This window comes from Micromonospora sp. NPDC048999, assembly GCF_040649295.1.
GTDB lineage: Bacteria > Actinomycetota > Actinomycetes > Mycobacteriales > Micromonosporaceae > Micromonospora.
The window spans coordinates 87,688-103,273 of sequence record NZ_JBEZFI010000017.1 but is presented as its reverse complement, the minus strand read 5'-3'; the positions used below and the strand labels follow the sequence as shown (position 1 = coordinate 103,273).

Genomic DNA, 15,586 nt, shown 5'->3' with positions numbered 1-15,586 from the left:
CGGCCAGCCTACGAGAGGAGGATCAGTGAACCCCATCCGATCCGTACGTCCTGTACTCCTGCCCGGCCCGCGCTGCCTGCTGCGGGAGTGGGCGGACTCCGACGCGGAGCCGCTGCACGCGCTGACCAACCAGCCGCAGGTCGTCGACCGGATGCTGGACGAACAGCCGCCCTCGCTGGACGAGGTCCACGCCGTCCTGCCCGCCTGGCGGGAAGCGGCCGGCGCCGAGCCGCGGCTCGCGTACCACCTGGCCGCCGCCGAGGACGGGCTGGTGGGCCTGGGCACGTTGACCGTGACGAGCCCGGCGCACCGGCGCGGGGAGATCGGCTACGTGGTCCACCCGGACCACTGGGGGAAGGGCCTCGGCACCGCGTTGGCCGACCTGCTGCTGCGACTCGCCTTCGAGCAGGTCGGCCTGCACCGGGTGGAAGCGACCACCCGTCCGGACCACGCCGCCTCGTGGCGGGTGCTGGAGAAGGTCGGTATGCGGCGGGAGGGGCTCAGCCGGGACCACCTCTTCGTCCGGGGAGGCTGGTGGGACTCGGTGCGCTACGCCGTGCTCGCCACCGATCGATGACCCGGCCGGTTCCATGGTGGAGATTGGCGGGCCGGCGGATCGGGTATCTCTCTCGTCAACCTGCTGGAACCCCCACCGGAGGAACGAGATGCTCGCCATCGCCGCGGCGATCGTGTTCGCGATCGCACTGCTGAGTGACCTGCTGGGCAGCAACTTCGGCGCACCACAGCTGATCAACCACTGGACGCTCGCCCTGATCGGCTTCCTGCTGCTCTCCCTGCACCTGGCCGGGTTCGGCGGCGGCCGGGGCCGCTGGTACCGAGGTCGGCGTTAGGGTCGTGGCTCACCGGAACGGATCACCCCGGGCCGGGCCGGCGGCGTGATTCCGGCGTTGTCGGCGCGGCCCGGTACTGTTCTCGTGATGCAGTCCGACGCCCTCTTCACCCTCGGCGAACCCGCCGGAGCGCCCAGTGCCCCCGCGGGATCCGTCGGCGTGGACGGGTTCACCGCCCCGGGCGTGGACTCGCCGCTGCCCGTCCGGATGCGTCCGGCGAGCATCGACGAGCTCGTCGGGCAGGAGCACCTGCTCGCCCCGGGCGCGCCGCTGCGCCAGCTCGTCGAGGGCTTGGCACCGATGTCGGTGATCCTCTGGGGGCCGCCCGGCAGCGGAAAGACCACCATCGCCCACCTGGTGGCCCGGGCCACCGACCGCCGTTTCGTCGCGATGTCCGCGCTGACCGCCGGCGTGAAGGACGTACGCGCGGTGATCGACACCGCCCGCCGGCAGCGGCGCGCGGGCGGCCCGCCGACCGTGCTGTTCATCGACGAGGTGCACCGGTTCAGCAAGACCCAGCAGGACTCGCTGCTCGCCGCGGTGGAGGACCGGACGGTCACCCTGCTCGCGGCGACCACCGAGAATCCATATTTCTCGGTCATCTCACCGCTGCTGTCCCGCTGCGTGCTGCTCACGCTCCAGCCGTTGGACGATGACGCCGTACGCGGCCTGTTGCGCCGCGCGGTCGCCGACGAGCGCGGGCTGGGCGGCGCGCTGGTCCTGGAGACCGGGGCGGAGGACCATCTCGTCCGCCTCGCCGGCGGCGACGTACGCAAGGCGCTGACCGCCCTGGAGGCGGCGGCCGCCACCGCCGCCGCGCTCGGCGCCGGGCGGATCGACCTGGCCACCGCCGAGCAGGCCGTCGACGTCGCCGCCGTCCGGTACGACCGGGACGGCGACGCTCACTACGACGTGGTCAGCGCGTTCATCAAGAGCATGCGCGGCTCGGACGTGGACGCGGCGCTGCACTGGCTGGCCCGGATGCTGGTGGCCGGCGAGGATGCCCGGTTCATCGCCCGGCGCCTGGTCATCTTCGCCAGCGAGGACGTCGGCATGGCCGACCCCACCGCCCTCACCGTCGCCACCGCCGCCGCGCACGCCGTCGAGTACGTCGGGCTGCCCGAGGCCCAGCTCAACCTGGCCCAGGCGGTGATCCACCTGGCCACCGCCCCGAAGTCCAACTCGGCCACTGCGGCGATCGGTGCCGCCGTCGCCGACGTGCGCGCCGGCCGCGGCGGGCCGGTGCCGCGGGCGCTGCGCGACGCCCACTACGCCGGTGCCCGTGGTCTCGGGCACGGCACTGGTTACCGCTACCCCCACGACGACCATCGCGGCGTGGTCACCCAGCAGTACGCCCCGGACGATCTCGTCGGGACCGACTACTACCAGCCCAGCGGGCACGGCGTGGAGCGAGCGGTGGCCGGTCGGTTGCCGCTGCTGCGGCGGATCGTCCGCGGGCTGGCGGCACCGGCTTTCCGCGCGGAGCCCGCCGCGCCGGCCGCCGCACCCGCCGGCGGCCCGGCCGGCATGGAACAGGGCAACGGGGCGAGCGAGGACGGCAACGACGCCGTCGGGAAGGATCAGCAGTGATGGCGCGTGGTCCGGAGCGGCCGGAGGACGGCCCCGACGAGCGGCGCGACCGGAGCGCCAAGGGCCGCCGATGGGGGCGGGGCCGGCCCGACGCCGAGCCGGAGGAGGCGACCGCCGGCGAGGAGTTCGGCTGGATCGACGACCTGCGTACGGCAAAGCAGCAGCGTGTTGACCTCGGCCCGGACGGCGCCGATCCCGCCGCAGCGCCGCCGTCGCGCGGCGGGCTGCCACCCGCGGTGACCGGGCCGCGACCCGACCCGTCCACCCCCGAGCTGTCGCGCGGCCCGCGCCCCGGCGTGATGCCGTCACCCGGCCAGCCCGGCCAGCCCGGCCAGCCCGGCCAGCCCGGGCCGTCCGCCCGCCGTGGCCCGGCCGATGGCGGGCCGGCGGCGCCTCCGGCACGCCCCGGGCCCGACTCGACGGCAGCCCGCCGCCGTCCGGTCGACGGGCCCTGGCCCGGTACGCCCGAGCCGTCCCGGCAGCCCGCCGAGCCGTCCCGACCGCCGCGCCGTGGCCCGGAGACGCCCACCGGGCAGCAGCCATCGCTTGCGCCGAGCACCGGCCGGCCGACCGACCCGGCTGGCCGGCCGGCACCGCCGTCCGGTTCCGCCCCGGGGCGTGCCCGGGGCGGTCAGGTGCCCGGTCCCGGCTGGCAGCCGCCGGGTCCCGCCGTGCCGCCCGACGGGCCACCCACGCCCCACGGCCGGCCCGGCGGACCCGGTGGAGCACCTGCCCCCGAGCCCCGGCGTCGCCGCGGCGCTGCGGAGCATGATCCCTCCGCCGCCGGCCCGTCCCCGATGGACGCTCCCACCGCCCCAGGGGGCGGTCGACGCCGTGCCGGCGGGCCCGACCAGCCGGTGGCGGTGCCGCGCAGCGGGAACGCTCCGCCGATCCCGGATGCCCCGTCCGGCGCGTCCTCCGGTGGTCCGGGGCAGGGTCCGGGCACGCCTGCGGCTCGCCACGCCACGCCCGCCGCCCCGGCCGACGCCGTGCCACAGGCCGGTCGCCCGGCTGGTCCCCACGGGGCGGTGCCGGGCGGTCGCCGGGTTGCGCCCGATGATGCCCCGACCGCGGCTGGTCGCCGGGTTGTGCCCGATGACGCCCCAACCGCGGCTGGTCGCCGGGTCGCGCCGGCCGATGAGCCGACCGCGCCCGGTCGCCGCGCCGTCCAGGAGCCGCCGGGCGCACGACGGTCCGCCGGCGAGGCGCCGCCGAGCCCCGGCCCGCGTCGCGCGGGCCGCGCGGGCGCCGACGAGGCGCGGTCCCAGCGTCCCGAGCGCCCGGCGGACTGGCTCCGGCAGGCCGGGCGTGCCCACCACGGCGATCCGGCCACGCCGATGGTCGGCCCCACCGGCTCCCCGGTCGGCGAGCCGACGGCCGGTCGGGCGGGTGTTCCTGCCGGGTCCGACCGTGCCTCGGCCGGTCGAGCGGGTGTCCCTGCCGGGCCCGACCATGCCCCGGCCGGACGGGCCGGTGCCGCCGTACCGACGGCGAAGCCTGACCCGTCGGTTCCCGCCCGGGGTGTCGGACGTCCCGCTGGCACGTCCGGCCGTTCCGCCGGGCCCGACCCGGTTCGCACGGGAGGCTTTCCCGTCGGGGGTGACCCGGCACGGGCCGGCGGCCCGCCCACCGGCGGCGACGCCGGCCATGACCCGTCGACCCGGACCGGGCGCGCGGTCCCCAGCCAGCCGGGACGGCCCGGCCCGGGGCCGGGCACCGGGGACGCGCGCGGAGCCGGTCCGGCCCGCGGCGCCGCCCGACCCGGCCCGGGTGGTCCCGTCCCGGTCACGGGTGCGGACGAGGGGCGCGCCCCGCAGACCGGCGAGCCCGTGGCGCGTACCGGGGCGGCCGGCGGCCCGGCGGTGGCCCGGGCCGCCGCTCCCGTGGCCCGTCCGGAGAGCCCTGACGAACGGCCGGCCGGCCGGGCGGTCCCGCCGGGCGTGGAGCCGAGCCGGCCCGGACCGATCGGCGCCGCCGTCGTACCCCCGCCCGGGCGGCCCGGCGAGCCGGCGGTGGCCCGGGCCGCCGCAGTCGTACCGGCGGAACCGGCCGGGCCGCGCCCCGAACCGGCCGACGGGGTCGGACCAGCGCCGCGACCGGCCGAGACGAAGTCGGCGTCCGCCGGCGGCACGGCCGGCGCCCTGCGCGGCGCCCGCTCCGAGCTGCGGCGGCAGATGCGCGAGCGACGGCGGCTGCGGCTGGGCGTCCTCGCCCTGGTCAGCCTGGTGCTGCTCGGCGCGGTCCCGCTCTTTTTCGGGGTGCGCGCCCTCAGCCATGACCCGGTCTTCGACACCCTCGACGGGCTGAGGGTGCCCGCCTGGGCGGCGGTGAAGACCGCCGACCACGTCAGCGGCAGCCGCTGGTGCCTGCAGGAATGCCGGCTGCGGGAGCGGACCGTCGAGTCGCAGCGGGCGCCGAAGGAGACCGCGCGGGCGTACGAGCAGGCCCTGGCCCGGGACGGCTGGCGGCGTTGGAAGAACGACCGCTGCCCGCCGCAGCCGGTCGACGGCAGCTACACCTGCTGGCGCCGGGACGAGCTCACCCTCGACCTCTGGGTACGCGAACCCGCCTGCACGCCGCCGCCGATCGGCGGGTCACCGGCGCCATCACCGGCCCCGTCGCCCGCAGCGGAGAAGTGCACCGGGTCGTTGGTGTCGGTGAAGGTCCGCAACGCGATCGACGACGAGCGGACCGGGCCACAGCCGACCACCGACCCGTCCCTCACCGGTGTGGATCCCTTCCCGACCCTCACCGACGACCCGCTTGACGAATCGACCCCCTCACCGTCGTGAGCAGCTCTCCATCACGGACGGTAGGGTCTGGGGCTGGCGGGTCCGCTCGTGCCGGTCGATCGTGACCGGTCGGACCGAGGCGGAGTGGGTAGGACGGTCGCGCGTCCCGGGGCGTGGGGCCTCGGGACACTGCTTGAGGAGGACATGGGCATGGGTGGTGGAGAGATTGCTTGGCTGATCCTGGCCGGCGCGTTCCTGATGCTGGTGCTCGTGCTGGCGGTGCCGATCCTGCGGCTGCGGCACACCGTCGACGCCGCTACCCGGATGATCAACGACCTTAACGACCGCACCGCGCCGCTGCTCGGCGACGTCAACACCACGGTGAGGAACGTCAACACCGCCCTGGAGCAAACGCAGACCACCCTCGACGGGGTCAACCTCCAGCTCGCCAAGGTGGACACCATGACCACCCACGCGCAGAACGTCACCGCCAATGTCGCCAACCTCGCCGCCGTGGTCTCCGCCGCCGCCGCGAACCCGCTGGTCAAGGTGGCCGCCTTCGGCTACGGCGTACGCCGGGCCGCCGCCGCCCGCCGGCATGCGGAGCACGAGCGGGAGGCGCAGGACATCATCAAGCAGCGGCGTCGCGCTGAGAAGCGCGCCAACCGGTGAACCGGCTCGGCGGGAGGATCTGACATGAAGCGCTTGTTCTGGCTCGGCATCGGGCTGGCCGTGGGCGTGCTGGTGGTCCGCAAGGCCACCCGGACCGCGCAGGCGTACACGCCGGCCGGCATCGCCAGCGGCCTGTCCGAATCCGCCGGCAGCCTCGTAGAGTCGGTCCGCGGCTTCGTCGAGGATGTCCGGACCGGCATGGCCGAGCGTGAGCAGGAGATCCACGAGGCCTTCGCCCGCGGCGAGTTGTACGACGACCAGTTCGCCGAGCTGCGGGAGGACCCGCGGACCGGCGACCGAGAGATTTTCCCGGAGGAACACCAGCGATGAAGACGGCGGAGATCAAGCGGCGGTACCTCGCCCACTTCGAGGCGAACGGCCATGCCGTGGTGCCGTCCGCTCCGCTGCCCGCCATCAGCGACCCGAACCTGCTGTTCGTCAACGCCGGCATGGTGCAGTTCGTCCCCTATTTCCTGGGCCAGCAGACCCCGCCGTACGAGCGCGCGGTCAGCGTCCAGAAGTGCATCCGCACCCCGGACATCGACGAGGTCGGCAAGACCAGCCGGCACGGCACGTTCTTCCAGATGAACGGCAATTTCTCCTTCGGCGACTACTTCAAGGACGGGGCGATCCCGCTCGCCTGGGACCTGGTCACCAAGCCGGTCGCGGCGGGGGGCTTCGGGCTGGACCCGGAGCGGATCTGGCCGACCGTCTACCTGGACGACGACGAGGCGTACGAGATCTGGCGGTCGGTCGGCGTACCGGCCGAGCGGATCGTGCGCCGGGGCAAGGCGGACAACTTCTGGTCGATGGGCATCCCCGGCCCGTGCGGCCCGTGCTCCGAGCTGTTCTACGACCGGGGGCCGGAGTACGGCCGCGAGGGTGGACCGGAGGTCGACGAAGACCGCTACATGGAGTTCTGGAACCTCGTCTTCATGCAGTTCGAGCGGGGGCCGGGCGTCGGCAAGGCGGACTTCCCGATCCTCGGGGAGCTGCCGGCGAAGAACATCGACACCGGCATGGGCCTGGAGCGGATGGCCTCGATCCTGCAGGGCGTCGACAACCTCTACGAGATCGACGAGGTTCGGCCGATCCTCGACAAGGCCGCCGAGCTGACCGGCAAGCGGTACGGCGCGCACTCCGGCCACGTGGCCAGCGAGTCGCACCCGGACGACGTCCGGCTGCGGGTCATCGCCGACCACGTCCGCACCGCGCTGATGCTGATCGGCGACGGGGTGACCCCGTCCAACGAGGGGCGCGGCTACGTGCTGCGCCGGATCATGCGGCGGGCCATCCGGGCGGTCCGCCTGCTGGGCTACCAGGACCGGGCGCTGCCCGAGCTGCTGCCGGTGGCGCGGGACTGCATGTCGCCGTCGTACCCGGAGCTGGCCGAGGAGTTCGGCCGGATCTCCCAGTACGCGTACGCGGAGGAGGACGCCTTCCTCAGCACGCTGCGCGCCGGCACCACGATCCTGGACACCGCGATCGCCGAGACCAAGTCGGCGGGTCAGGCCTCGATCTCCGGTGACAAGGCGTTCCAGCTGCACGACACGTACGGCTTCCCGATCGACCTGACCCTGGAGATCGCGGCCGAGCAGGGCCTGCAGGTCGACGCGGAGGGCTTCCGCCGGCTGATGGCCGACCAGCGCAGCCGGGCCAAGGCGGACGCGCAGGCGCGCAAGACCGGCCACACGGACGTGTCGGCGTACCGGTCGGTGCTCGACGGCGGCGGGCCGGTGGAGTTCACCGGCTACACCGAGCTGAACCGCGAGTCCCGCGTCCGCGCGCTGCTCGCCGGCGGCGCCCAGATCGGCGCTGCGGTCGAGGGGGACACGATCGAGCTGGTGCTCGACACCACCCCGTTCTACGCCGAGGGCGGCGGCCAGCAGCCGGACCAGGGTTTGATCACGGTGGGCGGCGGCCAGCTCGAGGTCTTCGACGTGCAGCAGCCGGTGCCGGGGTTGATCGTGCATCGGGCGAAGGTGGTCCGGGGCGAGGTGCGCACCGGCGAGACCGGGTACGCCGAGATCGACGTGTCCCGGCGGCGGGCGATCTCCCGCTCGCACACCGCCACCCACCTGGTGCACCAGACCATGCGTAACTTCCTCGGCGAGTCGGCCACCCAGGCGGGTTCGTTGAACGCGCCGGGCCGGCTGCGGTTCGACTTCAACACCCCGACCGGGGTGGCGCCGAGCGTGCTGCACGACGTGGAGCAGCAGGTCAACGAGGTGCTTCTGGCCGACATGGAGGTGCACGCCTTCATCACCACCCAGGAGGAGGCCCGCCGGATCGGTGCGATGGCGCTGTTCGGCGAGAAGTACGGCGAGCGGGTGCGGGTCGTCGAGGTCGGCGACTACGCCCGGGAGCTGTGCGGCGGTACGCACGTGGCCCGCTCGGCCCAGCTCGGCCTGGTCAAGATCCTCTCCGAGGCGTCGGTCGGTTCCGGTGTCCGCCGGATCGAGGCCCTGGTGGGCATGGACGCGTTCGGCTTCCTGGCCCGCGAGCACCTGCTGGTCTCGCGGCTCGCCGAGCTGTTCCGGGTGCCCGGCGAGCAGGTCGCCGACCGGGTGGAGCAGACCGTCACCCAGCTCCGCGACGCGGAGAAGGAACTGGAGAAGCTCCGCGCCCAGCTGGTGCTGGGCGGGGCGGCGGCGCTCGCCGGGCAGGCGAAGGACGTGCGCGGCGTCGCGTACGTCGGCACCGAGGCGCCCGAGGGCGCGGCCACCAACGACGTGCGGACCCTGGCCCAGGAGATCCGTGGCCGGATCGACCCGGCCCGGCCGGCGGTGGTGGCGGTGGCCGCCCGCGCGAACGGCAAGGCGTCCCTGGTGGTGGCGGTCAACCAGGCGGCCCGGGCCCGGGGCTTGACCGCGAAGGACCTGGTGAAGGCGGCCTTCTCTGGCCGGGGCGGCGGCAGCGACGACTTGGCCCAGGGTGGTGGCCTGCCTGCGGGGGAGGCGCCGAACCTGCTGGTCACCGTGGAGAAGGCGATCGCCGAGGCGTGATGGACGCACCGATCGACGCCAGGGCGGACCCTATGGTCCGCCCTGGCCCGTCCCAGAGGAATGGCCGGTAGATGGCTGAACTGTCCCGTGGAGTCCGGCTCGGGGTCGACGTCGGGCAGGTCCGGGTGGGTGTCGCCCGGTCCGACCCGCACGGCATCCTGGCAACCCCGCTGGTCACCCTCGCCCGGGACCTGACCTCGGCGCCGGACGCGATACCCACCGACGTGGCCGAGCTGGTCCGACTGGCCGCCGAGCATGAGGCGGTCGAGATCGTGGTCGGTCTGCCCGTCAACCTTGCCGGAAAGCATGGCCCGGCGGCGGCGAACGTCTCGGCGTATGCTGCCCGATTGGCCGAGGCGATGGGGTCGATTCCGGTGACGCTGACGGACGAGAGGATGTCGACGGTGGTCGCGAGCCGTAGGCTGGCCGAACGGGGCGTCCGGGGGAAGCGCCAACGGGCGGTGGTCGACCAGGCCGCCGCGGTGGAGATTCTGCAGAGCTGGCTGGACGCGCAGCGGAGGCGGACGCAATGATCGACGACCTGGACCTGGGGTTTGACGAGCTGGAGAGGGGGGAGAAGGGCCGGCACCGGCGCGGCGCGGTGCGCAAGCGCAACGGCAAAGGCGGTGGCCGGGGCAAGACCTTCTTCGCTCTTCTGATGGCGTTCGTGCTGCTCGGCGGCATCGGCGGCGGGGCGTACGTCGGGTTCGACCGGATCCGCAACTACTTCGTCACCCCGGACTTTCCCGGCCCGGGCTCGGGCGAGGTGCTGGTGCAGGTCAGGGCCGGCGACACGCTCACCGACATGGGCAACACCCTCTATGACGCCGGGGTCGTGAAGAGCACCAAGGCGTTCATCGAGGCCGCCGACGCGAACTCGCGCAGCAAGAACATCCAGGTCGCCAGCTACAAGCTCCGCAAGGAGATGAAGGCCGCCGACGCGGTGACGATGATGCTCGACCCGAAGAACCGGGTGGTCAACGGGGTGACCATCCCCGAGGGCACGATCAGCCTGAACGTCTACGCGATCCTCTCCAAAGAAACCAAGATCCCGGTCGCCGACTTCAAGGCCGCCGCGAAGGATCCGGCCAAGCTTGGCGTTCCGGACTACTGGTTCAAGCGCGACGACGGCAAGAAGGTCACGAAGAGCATCGAGGGTTTCCTCTACCCGGCGACCTACGAGATCCCGCCGAAGGCCACCGCTCAGCAGATCCTGTCGATGATGGTGCAGAAGTTCCTCGAGGTCACCGAGGGGATGGACCTGGTCGATAAGGTGCAGAAGGAACGGAACATCTCGCCGTACGAGGCGTTGATCACCGCCTCCATCGCCCAGGCCGAGTCGGTCGACCCAAAGGACTTCCCGAAGGTGTCCCGGGTGGTCTACAACCGTGTCTACGCTGGCAAGATCGGCTGCAACTGCCTCGGCATCGACAGTGGCATCAACTACTGGCTGCGCCTGCAGGGCAAGGACCCGAAGGACTCCGACAAGCTGCTGAAGACCGAGATCAACGACCCGAATAACCCGTACAACACCCACGACGTGGCGGGCCTGCCGATCACCCCGATCAGCAACCCGGGCGAGGATGCGCTCAAGGGTGCGATGGAGCCGGCGGACGGCCCCTGGATTTACTTCATGACGGTGGACAAGAAGGGCACGATGGGCTACGGCTCCAACGATGCCGACTTCAAAAAGCTGAACAAGCAGATGTGCGACAACGGCGTGCTGACCAAGGAGAACTGCCGATAGTGCGGGCCGCCGTCGTCGGTAAGCCGATCGCTCACTCGCTCTCCCCGGTCATCCATGAGGCGGGCTACGCGTCGGCCGGGCTGACCGGGTGGTCGTACACCCGGATCGAGTGCGCGGCCGACGAGCTGGCTGGTCTGGTCGCCGGCCTGGGCCCGGAGTGGGCCGGGCTGTCGGTGACCATGCCGGGCAAGGAGGCAGCGCTCGCGCTGGCCGACGAGGTCTCGCCGGTCGCCGCCGCCGTCGGCGCCGCTAACACCCTGGTACGCCGCTCCGACGGCACCTGGTACGCCGACAACACCGACGTGACCGGCATGGTCGACGTGCTCACCGCCGCCGGTTGCGCGGCGGGCGCCGTGGTGACCGTGCTCGGGGCGGGCGGCACCGCCCGGGCCGCCCTTGCGGCGGCGGCCCGGATCGGCGCGGCCGAGGTGACCGTGGTGGCCCGCCGGCCCGAGGCGGTCGACGAGCTGCGCCCGGTGGCCGCCGCCGTCGGCGTGCCACTCGCGGGCGCCGACTGGGACGGGGCGCCGGCGCACGCCCGTGCCGACTTGGTGATCTCCACCGTGCCCAAGGGGGTGGCCGACCCGCTCGCCGCGCACTTCGACTGGCGTCCCGGCACGGTCTTCTTCGACGCCCTCTACGACCCGTGGCCCACCCCGCTCGCCGCGACGGCGCTCGCCGCCGGCTGCCGGGTGGTCTCCGGGCTGGACCTGCTGCTGGCCCAGGCGGTCGGACAGTTCGAGCAGTTCACCGGCGTCCCGGCACCGGTCGACGCGATGCGCGCGGCGCTGGCCGCGACGCGCCTCTGACGACGACCGGGGGTCGCTCGACGGTCCCGTTGGACGCCCTCGGACAGCGCACGGCACACCCTTGAGATGCCGCGGTTGATTCACTAGATTCGATCTTAGCCACGATCAGGGCCGGCTTCGAGGTTCGGGAGAGTGACCCCATCGCACACATCGATCTTGGGTTGGATGAGACCGAGTTTCCAGGTGTCCGTGGGCCGCTGCGCTTCCGGCCGGAGACCGGCCAACCGTTGCTTGAGCTGGTCGAGGTGCTGCTGCGCGGACCGCACCCGCTGACCCCCGGGGAACGGGAACTGATCGCCGCGTACGTCTCAGGCCGCAACGAGTGCACCTACTGCTGCTCGGCGCACTCGGCGTACGCGGCGGCGCAGCTCGACGAGGGCATGACCCTGGTCGACCAGGTGCGCTCCGACCTGGACAACGCCCCGATCTCCGCGAAGCTGCGCGCCCTGCTGCAGATCGCCGCCGCCGTCCAGGTCAGTGGACGCGAGGTCACCCCCGAACTGGTCGCGGCCGCCCGCGCCGAGGGCGCCACCGACCTGGAGATCCACGACACGGTGCTCATCGCGGCGGCCTTCTGCATGTTCAACCGGTACGTCGACGGCCTCGGCACCCAACCGGCGGGCGACCCCGGGTGGTACGCGCAGGCGTCCGAGCGCATCGTCAACATCGGCTATCGGCAGGTCGTCTGACGACGTCGGGGCGAGCGTTCGCCCCCGCCCTGCAGTCCGCAGGGCGGGACGCGGTGGGCGGTGCATTGAGGCGGGCACCGGGCGTGACAGACTTGCCGCTGTGTTGCGCTGGTTGACTGCAGGTGAATCGCACGGACCCGCCCTCGTCGCCCTGCTGGAGGGGGTGCCCGCCGGCATCGAGCTGACCACCGGGGATATCTCCGGTGAGCTGGCCCGGCGTCGGCTCGGCTATGGCCGGGGCGCCCGGATGTCGTTCGAGCAGGACGAGGTCGAGATCATCGGCGGCCTGCGGCACGGCCTGACGATGGGCAGCCCGGTGGCGATCCGGGTCGGCAACTCCGAGTGGCCCAAGTGGCAGACGGTCATGGCCGCCGACCCGGTCGACCCGGAGGAGTTGGCCAGCCAGGCCCGCAACGCCCCGCTCACCCGCCCCCGTCCGGGCCACGCCGACCTGGCCGGCATGCAGAAGTACGGCCACACCGACGCCCGCCCGATCCTGGAGCGGGCCAGCGCCCGGGAGACCGCCGCCCGAGTCGCCGTCGGCACGGTCGCCAAGGCCCTGGCACGCCAGGCGCTCGGCGTCGAGATCGTCTCCCACGTGGTGGAGCTGGGCCCGGTCGCGGCCAAGCCCGGCCTGCGCCCGACCCCCGAGGACGCCGCCCGGATCGACGCCGACCCGCTGCGCTGCCTCGACCCGGAGGCCAGCGCCCGGATGGTCGCCGAGGTCGACGCCGCGAAGAAGGCCGCCGACACCCTCGGCGGCGTGGTCGAGGTGCTCGCGTACGGGGTGCCGCCGGGCCTGGGCAGCCACGTGCAGTGGGACCGGAAGCTGGACGCCCGGCTGGCCACCGCGCTGATGTCGATCCAGGCCATCAAGGGCGTGGAGATCGGCGACGGCTGGCAGCAGGCGCGCTCGCGCGGCTCGGAGGCGCACGACGAGATCCTGCCCACCGCCACCGGAGTACGCCGGGTGACCGACCGGGCCGGGGGCCTGGAGGGCGGCATCACCACCGGCGAGCCGCTGCGGGTGAAGGCGGCGATGAAGCCGATCTCCTCGCTGAACCGGGCGCTGTCCACGGTCGATGTCGCCACCGGCGAGCCGGCCACCGCGATCAACCAGCGCTCCGACGTGTGCGCCGTGCCGGCCGCGGCGGTGGTCGCCGAGGCGATGGTGGCCCTGGTGCTGGCCGAGGCGGCGGTGGAGAAGTTCGGCGGCGACTCGGTCGCCGAGATGCGCCGCAACCTCGCCGGCTACCTCGAAAGCCTGGTGATCAGATGAGCGTCCGGCCGGTCTGCGTGCTGGTCGGGGCGCCCGGCTCCGGGAAGACCACCGTGGGGCAGGCGCTCGCGGACGCGCTCGGCGTGGCGTTCCGCGACACCGACACCGACATCGAGCAGCTCGCCGGCAAGCCGATCCCGGAGATCTTCATCGACGAGGGGGAGGCGCACTTCCGTACCCTCGAACGGGCGGCGGTGGCGGCGGCGCTGGCCTCGCACCCGGGGGTGCTCGCCCTCGGCGGCGGCGCGGTCCTCGCCGAGGAAACCCGTGCCGCGCTGATCGGGCACACCGTAGTGCACCTGTCGGTGGAGCTGCCCGACGCGGTGAAGCGGGTCGGCCTGGGCGCCGGCCGGCCGCTGCTGGCGCTCAACCCCCGCGCCACCCTCAAGCACCTGATGGAGCAGCGCCGCCCCCTCTACACGGAGGTGGCGACCGCGACCGTGGTCACCGACGGGCGCACCCCGGAGGAGATCGCCGCCGAGCTCGCCGTACTGCTCGCGACGGACGGACAGGCAGCCCGGTGATGGACGAGGTGACCCGGATTCCGGTCGGCGGCGAGCGGCCGTACGACGTGCTGGTGGGACGTGACCTGCTCGACGCGCTGCCTCCGCTGCTGCCCGGGGCCGCCCGGGTGGCGGTGCTGCACGCGCCCCCGATGAAGGCGTTGGCCGACGCGCTCGGCGAGCGGCTGCGCGCGGCGGGGATGACCCCGCTGCCGATCGAGGTGCCGGACGCCGAGGCGGGCAAGCACGTCGACGTGGCCGCCGCCTGCTGGGACCGGCTCGGCGAGGCCGGGTTCACGCGTACCGACGCGGTGGTCGGCGTGGGCGGTGGCGCGGTCACCGACCTGGCCGGCTTCGTCGCGGCCTGCTGGCTGCGCGGGGTGCGCTGGGTGCCGGTGGCGACCTCCCTGCTCGGCATGGTCGACGCCGCCGTCGGCGGCAAGACCGGGATCAACACCGCGGCCGGCAAGAACCTGGTCGGGGCCTTCCATCCGCCGGTGGGGGTCCTCTGCGACCTCGCCACCCTGGACAGCCTGCCCCCGGTCGACCTGGCCGCCGGCCTGGCCGAGGTGGTCAAGTGCGGCTTCATCGCCGACCCGGTGATCCTCGACCTGGTCGAGCGGGACCCGGCCGCCGCGCTCGACCCCACCGGGCCGGTGACCCGCGAGCTGATCGAGCGGGCCGTGCGGGTCAAGGCGGACGTGGTCTCCGGTGACCTCCGCGAGTCCGGGGTACGCGAGGTGCTCAACTACGGGCACACCCTGGCCCACGCGATCGAGAAGGTGGAGGGCTACCGCTGGCGGCACGGTCACGCCGTGGCCGTGGGCCTGGTCTACGCCGCCGCCCTGGCTCGGCTGGCCGGCCGGCTGGACGCGGCCACCGCCGAGCGGCACCGCGCCGTGCTGGCTCTGCTCGGCCTGCCCACCGGCTACCGGGCCGACGCCTGGTCGCGCCTGCTGGCCACCATGCGGGTGGACAAGAAGGCCCGGGGGAACACGCTGCGTTTCGTGGTGCTGGACGGGCTGGCCCGCCCGGCGATCCTGACGGGCCCCTCCGACGATCTGCTGCTCGCCGCCTACCAGGAGGTCTCCGAATGAGGGTCCATGTGCTCAACGGGCCGAATTTGGGGCGGCTCGGCACCCGTCAGGTTGATGTGTACGGGCTGATCAGCTACGCCGATCTGGTGACCATGTGCGTGGAGACCGGTCGGGAGCTGGGGCTGGACGTGGTGGTCCGGCAGACCGACGCCGAGCACGAGCTGCTGGGCTGGCTGCACGAGGCGGCGGACGAGGGGGCGGCGGTGGTGCTCAACCCGGCCGCCTGGTCGCACTACTCGATCGCGGTCCGGGACGCCTGCGCGTTGCTCCGAGCCCCGCTGGTCGAGGTGCACATCTCCAACATCCACGCCCGGGAGGAGTTCCGGCACCACTCGGTGGTCTCCGCGGTGGCGACCGGGGTGATCTGCGGCCTGGGCGTGGACGGCTACCGGCTTGCCCTGCACCACCTCGCCAACCGGCTGACCGCGCAGGAGTGACCGTCGTCGCGCTGACTTCATCACTCTCCGTGTTTGCGGCCTTGTCACGCTGAGTTGCCAGAGCTCGCGCGGCGACGGGAGCCCTCTGTCTGCCTTTGCTCTGCAGCCATCCACGCAACACTCGACTGAGCTGGGCTTTTGCGATTTTCGTCCGGAGGGCGATCGCCTGACGCCG

The 15,586-nt window shown here is 73.5% G+C and carries 15 protein-coding genes; all 15 read left to right on the top strand.

From position 1 onward, the window contains the following. The first annotated feature begins 25 nt into the window (after positions 1–25). The 15 genes from AB0C02_RS19380 (at position 26) to aroQ (ending at position 15,411) form a co-directional block, all read left to right on the top strand. A complete protein-coding gene (locus AB0C02_RS19380) occupies positions 26–577 on the top strand; it encodes a GNAT family protein (RefSeq protein ID WP_357549731.1) in 552 nt (183 codons plus the stop codon). Positions 578–665: 88 nt separating this feature from the next. Continuing rightward, positions 666–851 (top strand): hypothetical protein, encoded by a 186-nt coding sequence (locus tag AB0C02_RS19375; protein ID WP_357549730.1) that lies wholly within the window; start codon positions 666–668, stop codon positions 849–851. A gap of 87 nt (positions 852–938) precedes the next feature. Further along, positions 939–2,441: a replication-associated recombination protein A gene (locus AB0C02_RS19370; protein ID WP_357549729.1), complete on the top strand. Its 1,503-nt coding sequence runs from the start codon at positions 939–941 to the stop codon at positions 2,439–2,441. Between the two features lie 2,174 nt (positions 2,442–4,615). Further along, complete coding sequence (locus AB0C02_RS19365) at positions 4,616–5,233, top strand: hypothetical protein (protein ID WP_357549761.1); 618 nt, start codon at positions 4,616–4,618, stop codon at positions 5,231–5,233. A gap of 150 nt (positions 5,234–5,383) precedes the next feature. Further along, positions 5,384–5,845 (top strand): DUF948 domain-containing protein, encoded by a 462-nt coding sequence (locus AB0C02_RS19360; protein WP_357549728.1) that lies wholly within the window; start codon positions 5,384–5,386, stop codon positions 5,843–5,845. A gap of 24 nt (positions 5,846–5,869) precedes the next feature. Then, positions 5,870–6,175: a hypothetical protein gene (locus AB0C02_RS19355; RefSeq protein ID WP_357549727.1), complete on the top strand. Its 306-nt coding sequence runs from the start codon at positions 5,870–5,872 to the stop codon at positions 6,173–6,175. Next, positions 6,172–8,850: an alanine--tRNA ligase gene (gene alaS, locus AB0C02_RS19350; RefSeq protein WP_357549726.1), complete on the top strand. Its 2,679-nt coding sequence runs from the start codon at positions 6,172–6,174 to the stop codon at positions 8,848–8,850. Before AB0C02_RS19355 ends, alaS begins: the two co-directional genes overlap by 4 nt. 71 nt (positions 8,851–8,921) lie before the next feature. Beyond that, a complete protein-coding gene (ruvX, locus tag AB0C02_RS19345) occupies positions 8,922–9,383 on the top strand; it encodes a Holliday junction resolvase RuvX (RefSeq protein WP_357549725.1) in 462 nt (153 codons plus the stop codon). Continuing rightward, a complete protein-coding gene (gene mltG, locus AB0C02_RS19340) occupies positions 9,380–10,597 on the top strand; it encodes an endolytic transglycosylase MltG (protein ID WP_357549724.1) in 1,218 nt (405 codons plus the stop codon). The genes ruvX and mltG overlap by 4 nt, the downstream gene beginning before the upstream one ends. Beyond that, the gene (locus tag AB0C02_RS19335) at positions 10,597–11,406 is read left to right on the top strand and encodes a shikimate dehydrogenase (protein WP_357549723.1); all 810 of its coding nucleotides are present in this window, start codon (positions 10,597–10,599) and stop codon (positions 11,404–11,406) included. The genes mltG and AB0C02_RS19335 overlap by 1 nt, the downstream gene beginning before the upstream one ends. A gap of 140 nt (positions 11,407–11,546) precedes the next feature. Then, on the top strand, positions 11,547–12,095 hold the full coding sequence (locus tag AB0C02_RS19330) for a carboxymuconolactone decarboxylase family protein (protein WP_357549760.1): 549 nt from the start codon (positions 11,547–11,549) through the stop codon (positions 12,093–12,095). A gap of 100 nt (positions 12,096–12,195) precedes the next feature. Further along, complete coding sequence (gene aroC, locus AB0C02_RS19325) at positions 12,196–13,374, top strand: chorismate synthase (RefSeq protein ID WP_357549722.1); 1,179 nt, start codon at positions 12,196–12,198, stop codon at positions 13,372–13,374. Then, complete coding sequence (locus AB0C02_RS19320) at positions 13,371–13,898, top strand: shikimate kinase (RefSeq protein WP_357549721.1); 528 nt, start codon at positions 13,371–13,373, stop codon at positions 13,896–13,898. Before aroC ends, AB0C02_RS19320 begins: the two co-directional genes overlap by 4 nt. Next, on the top strand, positions 13,898–14,974 hold the full coding sequence (aroB, locus tag AB0C02_RS19315; RefSeq protein ID WP_357549720.1) for a 3-dehydroquinate synthase: 1,077 nt from the start codon (positions 13,898–13,900) through the stop codon (positions 14,972–14,974). The genes AB0C02_RS19320 and aroB overlap by 1 nt, the downstream gene beginning before the upstream one ends. Next, the gene (gene aroQ / locus AB0C02_RS19310) at positions 14,971–15,411 is read left to right on the top strand and encodes a type II 3-dehydroquinate dehydratase (protein ID WP_357549719.1); all 441 of its coding nucleotides are present in this window, start codon (positions 14,971–14,973) and stop codon (positions 15,409–15,411) included. Before aroB ends, aroQ begins: the two co-directional genes overlap by 4 nt. The last annotated feature ends 175 nt before the right edge of the window (positions 15,412–15,586 follow it).

Coding starts and splice junctions, on each gene's coding strand:
- AB0C02_RS19375 (WP_357549730.1), top strand. CDS start 666: ATGCTCGCCATCGCCGCGGCGATCGTGTTCGCGATCGCACTGCTGAGT.
- AB0C02_RS19370 (WP_357549729.1), top strand. CDS start 939: ATGCAGTCCGACGCCCTCTTCACCCTCGGCGAACCCGCCGGAGCGCCC.
- AB0C02_RS19365 (WP_357549761.1), top strand. CDS start 4,616: ATGCGCGAGCGACGGCGGCTGCGGCTGGGCGTCCTCGCCCTGGTCAGC.
- AB0C02_RS19360 (WP_357549728.1), top strand. CDS start 5,384: ATGGGTGGTGGAGAGATTGCTTGGCTGATCCTGGCCGGCGCGTTCCTG.
- AB0C02_RS19355 (WP_357549727.1), top strand. CDS start 5,870: ATGAAGCGCTTGTTCTGGCTCGGCATCGGGCTGGCCGTGGGCGTGCTG.
- alaS (WP_357549726.1), top strand. CDS start 6,172: ATGAAGACGGCGGAGATCAAGCGGCGGTACCTCGCCCACTTCGAGGCG.
- ruvX (WP_357549725.1), top strand. CDS start 8,922: ATGGCTGAACTGTCCCGTGGAGTCCGGCTCGGGGTCGACGTCGGGCAG.
- mltG (WP_357549724.1), top strand. CDS start 9,380: ATGATCGACGACCTGGACCTGGGGTTTGACGAGCTGGAGAGGGGGGAG.
- AB0C02_RS19320 (WP_357549721.1), top strand. CDS start 13,371: ATGAGCGTCCGGCCGGTCTGCGTGCTGGTCGGGGCGCCCGGCTCCGGG.
- aroB (WP_357549720.1), top strand. CDS start 13,898: ATGGACGAGGTGACCCGGATTCCGGTCGGCGGCGAGCGGCCGTACGAC.
- aroQ (WP_357549719.1), top strand. CDS start 14,971: ATGAGGGTCCATGTGCTCAACGGGCCGAATTTGGGGCGGCTCGGCACC.